Raw genomic sequence first — 12,872 nt, 5'->3', positions numbered from 1 at the left:
CGCTTATGCCTCCTTCAGTCTGGAGGCTGCGTCATGGATCGCGGCACGGATACGGGGATAGGTGCCGCAGCGGCACAGATTGCCCTGCATCGCATCGTCTATGTCCTGATCCGTGGGGCTGGGGTTCTCGGCCAATAGCGCGGCGGCCTGCATGACCTGACCCGACTGGCAATAACCGCATTGCGCAACCTGATGGTCAACCCAGGCCTGCTGTATCTTGGCCATCGCGTCCGGGCTGCCCAGACCTTCGATTGTGGTGACGTCACCCCAGACATCGGACAAGGCAACCTGGCAAGAGCGCACGGCTTCTCCGTCTATATGAACGGTACAGGCGCCGCATGCCGCAACCCCGCAGCCAAACTTGGTGCCGGTCAGTCCGATCTCGTCGCGCAGAACCCATAAAAGGGGGACATCCTCGGGTAGATCGACCTCATATGACGTCCCATTTATCTTTAAGCTGGCCGTCATAGCTGCGTCTCCCTCTTGGCATTTAGTGACGTTCTGACATAAATGGGTGTGAGTGTCAGAGTGTCAACTGACAAATTGAGTGAAAAGTGTCAAAAGGTTCAGATGAGAGATTTCGTGCTAGACGTAAAGTGCCTTGCCATACTGGATTCGGCGCGTAAGGCATTCGCGGCTTACGGCTTTAAAAAGACGTCGATGGATGAAATCGCAAAGGGCGTGGGGATCTCGCGCCCGGCATTGTATCTGTATTTCGACAACAAAGAGGCAATCCTGCGCAGACTCACCGAGTTGCACTATGAGGAGAAGATCGAAGCCGTTGCGAAAGCCCTGCAGGCAGACGGCTCGGTTTCGCAGATCATCGGCCAGGCAATCCACGTGCAGACCGATGGTATGGCTCAGATCATGTCCTCTCCACACGGGATGGAACTGTTAGATGCAGGAAAGTCGCTGGCCTCGGATATCATCACGCAGGGCGAGGCCCGGCTGCAATCTTTATATACCGGGTGGCTACAGAAAGAAGCGTCGAATGATCGTGTCCGTTTGTTTGATGGCGCAAGAGAGACCGCGGAGACCATTGCCTCTGCGCTGCGGGGAAACAAAATCAGCGCGACGGATTTTCAAGAATTTGACCGGATGAACTCGAACCTTGCCGCCATGATTGGTGCAGCGTTGGAAATCAGGTAACCCGCTGTCTGACTTTGTATTCCGGTGCGTCCCATAACCGGTTGGTCATGATGTCGGCCAGAATGTCCACCGCTCCGTTTACATCCTGCTCATCGATATAAAGCGGGGTGAACCCAAAGCGCATGATGTCCGGGGCGCGGAAATCACCGATCACGCCGCGCGCGATCAAGGCCTGCATTGCGGCATAGCCATCGGCGAAACGGAATGAAACCTGACTGCCACGCTGCGCAGGGTCGCGGGGGCTGGCCAGTTTCAGGTCAGGGCAGGTGGCCTCGACGCCCGAAATAAACAGCTCGGTCAGTTCGATTGACTTGGCGCGCACGTCCATGATGTTGGCCATGTCCCAGATGTCCATCGCCGCAGACAGCGCGGTCATCTGGATGATCGGAGGTGTGCCGACACGCATCCGCTCGATACCCTGTCCGGGGCGGTAATCCAGATCGAACGTGAACGGGGCTTCATGGCCCAGCCACCCGGATAATGCAGGGCGCACGCGATCCGCATGGCGGGGCGCCACATAGATGAACGCCGGCGCGCCAGGGCCTCCGTTCAGATACTTATAGCTGCAGCCAACGGCAAAATCTGCATTGCAGCTGGACAGCTCAACCGGGATCGCCCCTGCGGAATGGGCCAAATCCCAAACGGTTATTGTGCCGTTCGCATGGGCCTGTTCCGTCAGCGCCTCCATGTCATGGATCCGGCCAGACCGGTAATCGACCTCGGTCAGCATCAGAACCGCGACGTCTTTGGTGATGTTTTCGGAAACTTCCTCGGGTGCGACCACCCGTAATTCGTATTCCGATCCGAGTGAACGCAGCAGGCCGTCGACCATATAAAGGTCCGAAGGGAAATTGCCGTTATCAGACAGCACAACCTTGCGGTCGGGGCAAAGCTCCAGCGCCGAGGCAACAGCCTGATAGACCTTGATCGACAGGGTATCGCCGGTCACGATGGTACCCGGTTCCGCCCCGATCAACCGCCCGATACGGTCGCCAAGCCCGGTCGGAAGCCCCATCCACCCGGCCTTGTTCCAACCGGTGATCAGCATTTGACCCCATTCGTGTGTCATCATTCCACTCACCCGCTCGGCAGCAGCACGTGGCAATGGGCCAAGCGAGTTGCCGTCCAGATAAATGGTTCCATTCGGCAGATCGAACATGGCTTTGGTTGCAGCGAAATCAGTCATGGAGGTCCTGTGCAGAATTCTGACAAATGTCTGACTAAAGGGCTATCTGATCAGTTCTGCCGTGTCTACGCGTTCGGCCGAAAATGCACAGATGCGACCAACTGTGGTTTTGCTTTCGTGGATGCAAAGCGGTACATACCCCGACAAATGCGACATCCATACCGCAGGATCAAAGGAACAAGCATGAAGCGCAAACTCGACATTCCGCCCGCTTGGTTGGTGGCCTTTGCTGTTCTCGCCTGGCTGCAGGCGACCTATGCGTCCTTCGGTCTGTCGCTGGCCAGCGGGTTTACCGACCTGCTCAGCGGCCTTCTGATCGGGGGCGGCGTCGTTCTTGTCGTGCTGGCGATTGCCGAGTTTCGTCGGCATCGAACGACCGTCCTGCCGCATGAAACTCCATCGAGTCTGGTTCAAACAGGTATCTTCAAGCGCAGCCGCAATCCGATCTACGTTGGTGATGTACTTATTCTGGCCGGCTTGATTCTGCGTTTCGACGCGGTGCTGTCCTTGGTGTTGATGCCTATTTTTGTCTGGATTTTGGAACGCAGGTTTATTGCGCCGGAAGAAAACCGTATGCGCCGTGCCTTTCGCACGGATTTCGCCAGATATGAAAGGCAAACCCGCCGCTGGATCTGAGGTGGACGGGATTTTACACGACGTAACAATGCTGCGCTTGCGAAATAATCTTGCGCAGTTAAAACTGGTTCTTCAGATAGAATGCCAACTATCCTTGCGAACTGACCGAAAATTAGGGGGACGCGCCGTTGAAGATTGGAACGCCAAAGGAAACATTTGACGGTGAGAACCGGGTCGCGATGACTCCGGATTCAGCCCGTCAACTGCAAAAGCTCGGGTATGAGTGCCTGATCGAGAAAGGGGCCGGCGCTGCGGCCGGGTTCTCGGACGCCACATATAAAGAGGCGGGTGTCGAGGTTATCGGAACCGCGGCTGCGCTGTGGAAAGCCGCCGACATCGTCGCCAAGGTACGTCAGCCAAATGAAACCGAGCTGAAGCGTCTTACCAAGGGCAAGACATTGATCTCGTTCTTCAACCCCGCAGGGAATGAAAAGGGCATGGAGGCCGCCAAGTCCAAGGGCGCCAACGTGATCGCCATGGAAATGGTGCCGCGTATCAGTCGTGCCCAGAAGATGGACGCTCTGTCGTCGATGGCCAACATCGCGGGCTACCGCGCGGTGATCGAAGCGGGTAACAACTTTGGCCGGTTCTTCACCGGTCAGGTGACGGCTGCTGGTAAAGTACCGCCTGCCAAGGTCTTGATCGTAGGTGCCGGTGTGGCCGGTCTGGCCGCGATCGGGACATCGACCTCGCTGGGGGCAATCACCTATGCGTTCGACGTGCGCCCCGAAGTGGCCGAGCAGGTTGAATCCATGGGCGCCGAATTTGTCTATCTGGACTTCGAAGAAGACCAGCAGGACGGCGCGGCAACCGGCGGTTACGCGAGTGTTCAGTCCGATGAATTCCGCGAGGCACAGCTGGCCAAGTTCCGCGAACTTGCTCCGGAAATGGACATTGTCATCACTACGGCGCTGATCCCCAACCGCGAAGCGCCTGAGCTTTGGACCAAGGACATGGTCGAAGCGATGAAACCGGGTTCGGTGATCGTGGACCTTGCGGCGGAAAAAGGCGGCAACTGCAAGCTGACCGTTGCTGACGAGAAGATCGTGACCGATAATGGCGTGACCATCATCGGCTATACCGATTTCCCCAGCCGGATGGCGGCGCAGTCTTCGTCGCTTTACGCAACCAACATCCGTCACATGATGACAGACCTGACGCCTGAAAAGGACGGTCAGATCAACCATGACATGGAAGACGACGTGATCCGCGGCGCAACCGTGACGCATGAAGGTGAAATCACCTTCCCGCCACCGCCGCCGAAAGTTCAGGCGATTGCCGCTCAGAAAAAGCCTGAGGTCAGGGAGCTGACCCCGGAGGAGAAAAAGGCGCAGGAAGTTGCGGCCTTCAAGGCACAAACCAAACAGCAGTTCACCTTGCTGGGTATCGGCGGTGCGCTAATGCTGTTGATCGGTCTGATTGCTCCGGCCAGCTTCATGCAGCACTTCATCGTCTTTGTGCTGGCGATCTTCGTGGGATTCCAGGTGATCTGGGGCGTTGCACACAGCCTGCACACACCGCTGATGGCGATCACCAACGCGATCTCGTCGATCATCATCGTTGGCGCAGTGATGCAGATCGGATCCGGGTCGTTCCTGGTTATTCTGCTGGCGGCTCTGTCCGTATTCATGGCCGGGATCAACATCTTCGGTGGCTTCCTCGTAACTCGGCGCATGCTTGCCATGTTCCAGAAATCTTAAGGAGGCCGGGCGCATGGATTATGGCTTCACCACTGCCGCCTACGTTGTTGCGGCTGTTCTGTTCATCCTCTCGCTTGGCGGCCTGTCGAACCAGGAAAGCGCCAAGCGCGCTGTCTGGTATGGCATCGTCGGTATGGCGCTGGCGGTTTTCGCTACGCTGGTCGGCCCCGGTTCGGGCTTGTGGCTGCTGTCACTGCTGCTGATCATAGGTGGTGGTCTGATCGGTCAATATGTGGCGCAGCGCGTCCAGATGACCGAGATGCCACAGCTTGTGGCTGCGATGCATTCGCTGGTTGGTTTGGCGGCTGTGTTCGTGGGTTTCAACGCGCATTTTGAAATCAAGAATGTCGCCGAAGTTTTTGCGGTTGTTGATGCCGCCAAAGACGTCGACCTGTCCGACCTGGGCGCGTTTGCCAAGCTGATCGCCAAGAAGACAGCGGCAGAGCTGGCAATCCTGCACGTGGAACTGTTCCTGGGCATCTTCATCGGCGCGATCACCTTTACCGGTTCGGTCGTGGCTTATGGCAAGCTGGCTGGCAAGGTCACATCGACGGCAACCAAACTGCCCGGTGGTCACGCGCTGAATGCGTCTGCGGCGGGGCTCTCGCTGATCTGTCTGGTCTGGTACACGTCCACGGGCGGATTCCTGCCCCTGTTCCTGATGACGCTGGCCGCCTTGTTTATTGGTTATCACCTGATCATGGGCATCGGCGGTGCCGACATGCCGGTGGTTGTGTCGATGCTGAACAGCTATTCAGGCTGGGCGGCTGCGGCCATCGGCTTTTCGCTGGGCAACGACCTGCTGATCGTGGTCGGTGCGCTGGTGGGCTCGTCCGGTGCGATCCTCTCCTACATCATGTGTAAGGCGATGAACCGGCACTTTGTCAGTGTGATCTTGGGTGGCTTTGGTGGTCCGCAAGGTGAGCAGATGGCTGTCGAAGGCGAGCAGATTGCAATTGAGGCCGACGGTGTTGCCGCAGCCCTGAATGACGCCGACAGCGTGGTGATCATTCCGGGCTATGGCATGGCCGTGGCGCAGGCACAGCAATCGGTGTCCGAACTGGTTCGCAAGCTGCGGGCGCAGGGCAAGAATGTGCGCTTTGCGATCCACCCGGTTGCCGGTCGTTTGCCGGGCCACATGAACGTTCTGCTGGCCGAGGCCAAGGTGCCGTATGACATCGTTCTGGAAATGGACGAGATCAACGAGGACTTCCCGGAAACGGATGTTGCCATCGTCATCGGTTCGAACGACATCGTGAACCCTGCAGCACAGGAAGACCCCAACAGCCCGATCGCCGGTATGCCGGTTCTGGAATGCTGGAAGGCCAAGCAGGTGTTCGTGTCCAAACGTGGTCAGGGTACGGGGTATTCGGGTATCGAAAACCCGCTGTTCTTCAAAGAGAACACCCGCATGTTCTATGGCGACGCGAAACAGTCGCTGGACAAGCTGCTGCCAATGATCGATTGATCTAAAGCCTTAACCAAAATGCAAAGGGCGCCTTCGGGCGCCCTTTTCTTGTTTGTCATGTTGGGGGCTTTGCCTCCAAGCCCCCAAGATTTTTCTGGCCAGATGAGGCGGGCGGAATGTGGTATCCTTGGGCTATTATAGAAAGACTAGGAGGTGCCCCATGGAAAAGGTCAACGGCATAGGTGGCGTGTTTTTTCGCGCCAGAGATCCGGAAGCGCTGCGGGATTGGTACGAGACCCATCTTGGCGTTCATCATTACGATCCCGTCCCCTGGAAGCAGCGCGAAGGCTATACGGTCTTTGCCCCGTTTGCGCAGGACACCGATTATTTTGGCCGCGCCGAGCAGCAGTGGATGATCAATTTTCGGGTTGATGATCTGTCTGCCATGACGACCCAGTTGCAAGCCGCAGGCATTGCCGTCGAGACCAATCCGGAATGGGATAGCGAGGTTGGAAAATTCGCACGTATTCACGACCCTGAGGGCAACCCAATCGAACTGTGGCAGCCAAATCAATGACATAAGGGGTTTGTATACCGTAGTATCCATGTAAGTTATTGAAATAAAAAGATAATTGATGTATTTTTGAACTGTCGTATAGTGCGCCGGACAACGCCGGAGCATTCAATGACGCCGATCGACGATCATCCATTGCGCTATTCGCTGGCCAACGAGTTGCATGCGCGCCCGTTTCCCGTGGCCTCGACGCCATGCACCGTTGCGTTTTTGGCCATCAAGAAACCCGTGGCGGCGGTAGCGAGGGACCGGAGCGAAGACATTGCCCATCTGGTCAATCTTCTGGACCGTCACGGTGCGCAGCACCCGCAGCCGGACGCGACGCATTACGCGGGTCAGATCGGGCGTCACTGGCTCAAGTGGGAGCAGCACACGGAATTTGTGACCTATACGGCGATCACCCGGAATGTCAGTGACCGGGCCTTCAACCCCGCTGATTTTGAAGCTTTCCCACCTGATTGGCTGATGGCCAGCCCGGGCCAGAGGATAACCTCGGCCATGGTTCGGGTGACTGAAAGACCAGATGATGAGGCGGTAAAAGCCGCGCTGGCCGAATGGTTCGAACCCGAAAGCCTTGCGGTTGCGCGCGTGCTGGATGATGCTGCGATTTGTGCCAGTGACTTTCGGATTGATCCAGCTGGGCATATGCGGTTCGCGCTCTTCGTGACCAAGGGAACAGGACAGCGCCGAACCGGGCGCATCATCCAGCGCCTGTGCGAGATCGAAACCTACAAGGCCATGTCCATGTTGGGCTTTGCTCGCATCAAGCAACTGATGCCGAAAATCGGAGAGCTGGATGGAAAGCTGACCCGGCTTATGGGGCAGATGACAGATAACTCGGCGCATCCTGACGAACTACTGCCGGATCTGCTGTCAACATCCATCGAATTGGAAACGCTTTCTGCCCGATGCGCATTTCGCTTTGGGGCTACCGGGGCCTATGAAGCCATCGTTAACCAACGGATCGAAGTATTGCGCGAGGAAAGGTTCGAGGGCCGTCAGTCCTTTGCCGATTTCATGATGCGCCGGTATGAGCCCGCAATTCGGACAGTGAAAGCCACGGAAAGTCGGCTGCAGACCTTGTCCGACCGGGCGATCCGGGGGGGTGAGTTGCTGCGGACCCGGGTAGATGTGGAACGCAGCGCCCAGAATCAGGCATTGCTGGAAAGTATGGACCGCCGTGCTGATCTGGCCCTGAGGTTGCAGCACACAGTCGAGGGGCTTTCCGTGGTGGCGATTAGCTATTATGCGGTCTCACTGGCCGGCTATCTGTTGTACCCGTTGACCGCCACCGGGATCAGCAAGGGGATGCTGACCGCGGCAGCAACCTTGCCGGTTGTCCTGTGTGTCTGGCTGGGTATCAGGCATATACGAAAGCGGTTGGCCTAATCCGCGTTTGCTAAACCTTCCCCAGGCTGTAGAACTGACAGGGGCGGGCGCGGAGCAAAGGAAAATACGTGATCGGAATTATGGCCGCTTGGCGGGCCGTGGCGGCCATGTTCATTTTGAACGGCGCTTTGTTCGGGATCTGGGCCTCGCGTATTCCCGCAGTCAGGGATCACCTGGACCTGTCGCACGAAGCGCTTGGCTACGGCTTGCTGTTCATGGCGGCTGGGGCTGTGTGTTCGTTCCCGGTTACCGGACGTCTGACAGATCGGTTCGGGGCTGTGGTGATCACACGGATCATCGCCATTCTTTATACCGCATCCCTTATCTTGCTGGCCTTTGCCGGAAGCTTTTGGGCATTGGCGTTTTTCCTGTTCGTATTCGGGGCCTTCCACGGCTCAATGGATGTTGCGATGAACGCCTGGGCAGCAGAGGTTGAGCGCGCTTATGACAGGCCCGTTATGTCGTCTTTTCACGCGATGTGGAGCCTGGGGGCCGGTCTGGGAGCGCTGAGCGGATTTGGTGCGATACAGATGGGCCTGACGGTGTCACAGCACTTTTTGCTGGCCGGTGGCATCGTAGTTGGGCTGACACTGGCTCTGTCCCGTGTGCAGTGGAATTCGCACCGTGTTGTGGCCGCGGGCGGGGCGATATTTGCACTTCCGTCGGGTGCGTTGATACTTGTCGGATTTATTGCCCTGTGCGGGGCATTGGGTGAAGGGGCCGTCGCGGACTGGAGCGCGATTTTCCTGCGGGATGTGACCGGTGCACCCGAAAGCGTCGCGGCGCTGGGATATGCCGTCTTTTCGGTGACAATGGTCGCGTTCCGTCTGGTGGGTGGTGTCGTGATCGCGCGGTTCGGACCAACCGCGACGGCCCGTTTCGGAGGGGTATGCGCCGCTTTGGGGGTGCTGGCTGTGGTATCGGCCTATGATGCCGGGATTGCTCTGGTTGGGTTTGGACTGATGGGGCTTGGATATGCAGTGATCATGCCGCTTGCGTTCAGCAGGGCGGCAAATGATCCGCATGTCCCGCCTGGTCAAGCCATCGCCAGCGTGGCCACATTAGGGTATGGCGGGTTGTTGATTGGCCCGCCCCTTATTGGGTTTCTGGCAGAGATGCTTACATTGCGTCTTGCATTCATGGCCTTGCTGCCGCTGGCTGTTTTCATTGTCCTGTTGTCAGGCGCGTTGCGTCCCGGTGACAGCGACGAACGATGATTTTGGGAGATACACATGCCGATCAAAAACCGGTTCGCAGAACTGCAGAGTGAAATCACGGAATGGCGGCGTGATATCCACCAAAATCCAGAGATCCTGTTTGAAACCCATCGCACCAGTGCGCTGGTGGCGGAAAAGCTGAAAGAGTTCGGCTGCGATGAGGTGGTAACCGGAATTGGCCGAACGGGCGTGGTGGGTGTGATCAAGGGCAAGGCGGACACGGGCGGTAAGGTTATCGGTTTGCGTGCCGATATGGATGCGCTGCCGATCCATGAGGCGACCGGATTGGACTATGCCTCGAATACCGATGGGGCGATGCACGCCTGCGGCCATGATGGTCATACTGCGATGTTGTTGGGGGCGGCGAAATACCTTTCGGAAACGCGGAATTTTGACGGGACAGTGGTGGTCATTTTCCAACCTGCCGAAGAAGGTGGCGGCGGTGGTCGTGAGATGTGTGAAGACGGGATGATGGATCGCTGGGGCATTCAGGAAGTATACGGAATGCATAACTGGCCCGGCCGTCCGGTGGGCAGTTTCGCCATCCGTCCTGGCGCGTTTTTCGCAGCTACTGATCAGTTCGACATCGTTTTCGAAGGCAAAGGCGGCCACGCAGCCAAGCCGCACGAAACCGTGGATACAACTGTGATGGCGGCGCAGGCGGTTCTGGCGCTCCAGACCATCGCGGCGCGAAACGCTGACCCGGTGGATCAGGTGGTTGTTTCGGTGACCTCCTTCGAAACCTCTTCAACCGCATTCAACGTGATCCCTCAGACTGTAAAGCTGCGCGGTACGGTCCGTACAATGAGCCGGGACATGCGGGATATGGCCGAAAAGCGCGTGACCGAGATCTGCACCGGAGTGGCCGCCACATTTGGAGGAGCGGTTGAGGTGACCTATTACCGGGGATATCCGGTAATGGTGAACAGCGATGATCAAACCGATTTCGCAGCCCAGGTGGCGCGGTCGGTCTCGGGCGATTGTGACCAGGCTCCGCTGATCATGGGCGGCGAGGATTTCGCCTTTATGCTCGAAGAGCGTCCGGGCGCCTATATTCTGGTGGGTAATGGGGATACCGCTGCGGTTCACCATCCTGAATACAACTTCAACGATGAAGCTATCCCCGCGGGATGCAGCTGGTGGGCCGAAATCGTGGAGCAAAGGATGCCAGCGGCTTGACCCCAAGGGGCAGGCACCTGCGCTGCCCCTAATGCCCTTAGCCAGATGAAGGTTTGGTCTTCAGGTCAAGCCGGTCGCACAGGGTCTCGACAATGGAATCGAGCGCGGATTTCTGCGTGTTGACGCAGGATTTCGCGGCATCGCGCGCTGTATCCAGCGCGTCCTGATCGCTGAGCCAAACCGCGACCGCGTCTGCCAGGGCCTGCGCCGAGTTCACCTCAACCGCGCCACCGGTTTCGATGAGCGGCGCAAAGGTCTCGGCAAAGTTGAAGTATCCGGGACCGGTTATTACCGCCGCCCCAGCCTGCGCGGGTTCGAACGGGTTATGGCCGCCGATCTCGTGCAGCGAACCGCCCAGAAATACGATTGGGCACAGCGCATACCACGTGCCCGTCTCGCCCAGTGTGTCGGCAACAAAGACCTGTGTTTCAGTTTCGATCCGCCCCTCCGATGTTCGGAAAACTGCGGATTGACCGGCCTGTTTCAACAGCGCGGCCACATCCTGTCTGCGTTCGGGGTGGCGCGGGATCAACAACAGCAGCAGGTCCGGCCAACGTTCCAGCAATTTTGCATGGGCAGCCAGAACGATTTCTTCTTCTCCGGCATGGGTCGAGCTGGCGATCCACACAGGACGCCCTGCAATCTGGGTCTGAATATCTTCCAACACAGAATTATCGACCGGAAGCGGATCGGACATCGCTTTGAGGTTGGTTCCCGGTTGCACGCGGTCCGCCACAGCCCCCATGTCCACCAGATTAGCGGCGGTTTTGCCATTCTGGGTCAGGAACAGGCTGAAATTGTCCAAAATGAATCGTGCGGTTTGTGGACGTTTTTTCCAACCTTCGACGGATTTATCTGAAAGGCGCGCATTCAACAGGGCCAGAGGGATTCCCCGTCCAGCCGCGTCAACGATCAGGCGTGGCCAGATTTCGCTTTCGACAAATACTCCGGCTTCGGGGCGCCAGTGATCCAGAAATCGCCGGACCGGCCCTGCGGTGTCCAGCGGCGGATACTGGTGTCGCGTACGGGGTGGCATCCGTTTTTCGATCAGCGCCGCCGAAGTTGGGGTGCCCGAGGTAACCAGGAACTGGGCATCCGGCAGGCGTTCACCCAGCCGTTTGATCAGGCTGATGACCGACAGGGTTTCCCCCACACTTGCAGCGTGGAACCAGATCAATCGGCCCTTGGGGCGTGGTAGGCTGGCATGGCCGAGCCTTTCATGCTGGCGAATTGTCGGGACATCTGCCGCCAGGAGTTTCTTGCGCACGGTGCGCCAAGCCAAAGGTGCAGCAACGGCGGTCAGGCTGCAATACAAACGGTAAAGCAGCGTCGGCTGGCCAGAGGGGGCGGTCATGTCAGCCGCCCGTATGGCTCATATGGCGGCTCATCTTGCCGTCGACCGCCTGGCGGGAATAGTCGAAGTCGTGGCCTTTGGGCTTAAGATTTATCGCCGCGCGGATGGCCTGTTCCAGCGGCGCCTCGGTATCGAGATGATCTCGCAGGGGGGCACGCAGATCGGCCATATCCTCTTGCCCCAGACACATATACAGCTCACCCGTACAGGTCAGGCGGACGCGATTGCAGCTTTCGCAGAAATTATGCGACAGCGGTGTGATAAAGCCGATCTTCTGGCCCGTTTCTTCAAGCCGCGCATATCGCGCTGGTCCACCAGTGCGTTCTGCCAGATCGGAGACGGTATAGTGGCTTTCATATTCCTTGCGGACATCCTTGAGCGACCAGTACTGATCCAGACGGTTCTCGTTCCCGATATCGCCCATCGGCATCACCTCGATCCAGGTCAGATCCATGTCGCGCTCAGCGCACCATTGGGTGATTGTTGGAAGTTCGGCCTCGTTGAAACCCTTCAGGGCCACAGCGTTGATCTTGACCCGCAGGCCAGCCTTTTGGGCAGTATCAATTCCGTTCAGAACCTGTTTCAACCGGCCCCAACGGGTGATCTGGCTGAATTTCTCATCATCCAACGTGTCCAGCGACACATTCACCCGGCGCACGCCCGCCGCATAGAGATCGTCAGCAAAGCGGTGCAGTTGCGAGCCATTGGTTGTCAGCGTCAGCTCTTTCAACGCGCCGCTGTCCAGATGCCGGGTCATGGCATTGAAGAATGACATGATGTTTCGGCGGACCAGCGGCTCGCCCCCGGTGATGCGCAGCTTTTCCACGCCCATCTTCACGAAGGTCGTGCACATACGGTCCAGCTCTTCCAGCGTCAGCAGGTCCTTTTTCGGCAGGAACTTCATGTCTTCGGACATGCAGTAAACACAGCGAAAATCACAGCGATCCGTAACGGAGACGCGGAGATAGGTGATGGCACGTGCGAACGGGTCGATAAGCGGAGCTGTCATGCGTCATACGTAAAGCGGCGACTGGCCTGCGACAAGCCTGAACTGTGCTTTGTGCTGGCACAGTCCTGTGA

12 protein-coding genes are annotated in these 12,872 nt (G+C 57.8%); 8 read left to right on the top strand and 4 right to left on the bottom strand.

The annotated features are described in order from the left end of the window. Positions 1–3: 3 nt before the first annotated feature. Positions 4–468, bottom strand: coding sequence for a (2Fe-2S)-binding protein (locus AC2FJW_RS12070; RefSeq protein WP_496690871.1), 465 nt, complete (start codon positions 466–468; stop codon positions 4–6). 102 nt (positions 469–570) lie between these two features. Here AC2FJW_RS12070 and AC2FJW_RS12065 point away from each other — a divergent pair, with 102 nt between their 5' ends. After that, positions 571–1,149 carry a TetR/AcrR family transcriptional regulator gene (locus tag AC2FJW_RS12065; RefSeq protein ID WP_496750185.1) on the top strand — a complete coding sequence of 193 codons (579 nt, stop codon included), beginning with the start codon at positions 571–573 and terminating at the stop codon, positions 1,147–1,149. Here the strand turns inward: AC2FJW_RS12065 and kynU are convergent. Further along, a complete protein-coding gene (gene kynU / locus AC2FJW_RS12060) occupies positions 1,142–2,335 on the bottom strand; it encodes a kynureninase (RefSeq protein WP_496750184.1) in 1,194 nt (397 codons plus the stop codon). The two genes, AC2FJW_RS12065 and kynU, sit on opposite strands and share 8 nt — an antisense overlap. 183 nt (positions 2,336–2,518) lie before the next feature. On the opposite strand from kynU, the gene AC2FJW_RS12055 reads away from it, so the two are divergent. From AC2FJW_RS12055 to AC2FJW_RS12025, 7 genes are all read left to right on the top strand, one after another. Further along, positions 2,519–2,971, top strand: coding sequence for a methyltransferase family protein (locus AC2FJW_RS12055; protein WP_496750183.1), 453 nt, complete (start codon positions 2,519–2,521; stop codon positions 2,969–2,971). A 128-nt stretch (positions 2,972–3,099) separates the two neighbouring features. Beyond that, positions 3,100–4,671, top strand: coding sequence for a Re/Si-specific NAD(P)(+) transhydrogenase subunit alpha (locus AC2FJW_RS12050; RefSeq protein ID WP_496750182.1), 1,572 nt, complete (start codon positions 3,100–3,102; stop codon positions 4,669–4,671). A 13-nt stretch (positions 4,672–4,684) separates the two neighbouring features. Further along, positions 4,685–6,139 (top strand): NAD(P)(+) transhydrogenase (Re/Si-specific) subunit beta, encoded by a 1,455-nt coding sequence (locus AC2FJW_RS12045; RefSeq protein ID WP_496690868.1) that lies wholly within the window; start codon positions 4,685–4,687, stop codon positions 6,137–6,139. Between the two features lie 160 nt (positions 6,140–6,299). Then, a complete protein-coding gene (locus AC2FJW_RS12040) occupies positions 6,300–6,656 on the top strand; it encodes a VOC family protein (RefSeq protein WP_142634943.1) in 357 nt (118 codons plus the stop codon). 108 nt (positions 6,657–6,764) lie between these two features. Continuing rightward, entirely contained in the window at positions 6,765–8,042 is a 1,278-nt protein-coding gene (locus AC2FJW_RS12035) for a DUF3422 family protein (RefSeq protein WP_496750181.1), read from the top strand. Between the two features lie 68 nt (positions 8,043–8,110). Next, complete coding sequence (locus AC2FJW_RS12030) at positions 8,111–9,259, top strand: MFS transporter (RefSeq protein WP_496690867.1); 1,149 nt, start codon at positions 8,111–8,113, stop codon at positions 9,257–9,259. A 15-nt stretch (positions 9,260–9,274) separates the two neighbouring features. Further along, positions 9,275–10,438 carry a M20 aminoacylase family protein gene (locus tag AC2FJW_RS12025; RefSeq protein ID WP_496690866.1) on the top strand — a complete coding sequence of 388 codons (1,164 nt, stop codon included), beginning with the start codon at positions 9,275–9,277 and terminating at the stop codon, positions 10,436–10,438. Positions 10,439–10,475: 37 nt separating this feature from the next. On the opposite strand, the gene AC2FJW_RS12020 is transcribed toward AC2FJW_RS12025, so the two are convergent. Further along, entirely contained in the window at positions 10,476–11,792 is a 1,317-nt protein-coding gene (locus tag AC2FJW_RS12020; RefSeq protein ID WP_496750180.1) for a 3-deoxy-D-manno-octulosonic acid transferase, read from the bottom strand. A gap of 1 nt (position 11,793) precedes the next feature. Then, positions 11,794–12,801: a GTP 3',8-cyclase MoaA gene (gene moaA, locus AC2FJW_RS12015; RefSeq protein WP_142634932.1), complete on the bottom strand. Its 1,008-nt coding sequence runs from the start codon at positions 12,799–12,801 to the stop codon at positions 11,794–11,796. Between the last annotated feature and the right edge of the window lie 71 nt (positions 12,802–12,872).

The sequence above is a fragment of the Ruegeria sp. CDSA020 genome (genome assembly GCF_059612345.1).
The sequence above is the reverse complement of the archived record's forward strand: the minus strand, read 5'-3'. Positions and strand labels throughout refer to the sequence as shown.

Bases quoted from the DNA above. Each gene is read 5' to 3' on its own strand.
- AC2FJW_RS12045 (WP_496690868.1), top strand. From the start codon at position 4,685: ATGGATTATGGCTTCACCACTGCCGCCTACGTTGTTGCGGCTGTTCTG.
- AC2FJW_RS12040 (WP_142634943.1), top strand. From the start codon at position 6,300: ATGGAAAAGGTCAACGGCATAGGTGGCGTGTTTTTTCGCGCCAGAGAT.
- AC2FJW_RS12065 (WP_496750185.1), top strand. From the start codon at position 571: ATGAGAGATTTCGTGCTAGACGTAAAGTGCCTTGCCATACTGGATTCG.
- kynU (WP_496750184.1), bottom strand. From the start codon at position 2,335: ATGACTGATTTCGCTGCAACCAAAGCCATGTTCGATCTGCCGAATGGA.
- AC2FJW_RS12055 (WP_496750183.1), top strand. From the start codon at position 2,519: ATGAAGCGCAAACTCGACATTCCGCCCGCTTGGTTGGTGGCCTTTGCT.
- moaA (WP_142634932.1), bottom strand. From the start codon at position 12,801: ATGACAGCTCCGCTTATCGACCCGTTCGCACGTGCCATCACCTATCTC.
- AC2FJW_RS12025 (WP_496690866.1), top strand. From the start codon at position 9,275: ATGCCGATCAAAAACCGGTTCGCAGAACTGCAGAGTGAAATCACGGAA.
- AC2FJW_RS12035 (WP_496750181.1), top strand. From the start codon at position 6,765: ATGACGCCGATCGACGATCATCCATTGCGCTATTCGCTGGCCAACGAG.
- AC2FJW_RS12070 (WP_496690871.1), bottom strand. From the start codon at position 468: ATGACGGCCAGCTTAAAGATAAATGGGACGTCATATGAGGTCGATCTA.
- AC2FJW_RS12020 (WP_496750180.1), bottom strand. From the start codon at position 11,792: ATGACCGCCCCCTCTGGCCAGCCGACGCTGCTTTACCGTTTGTATTGC.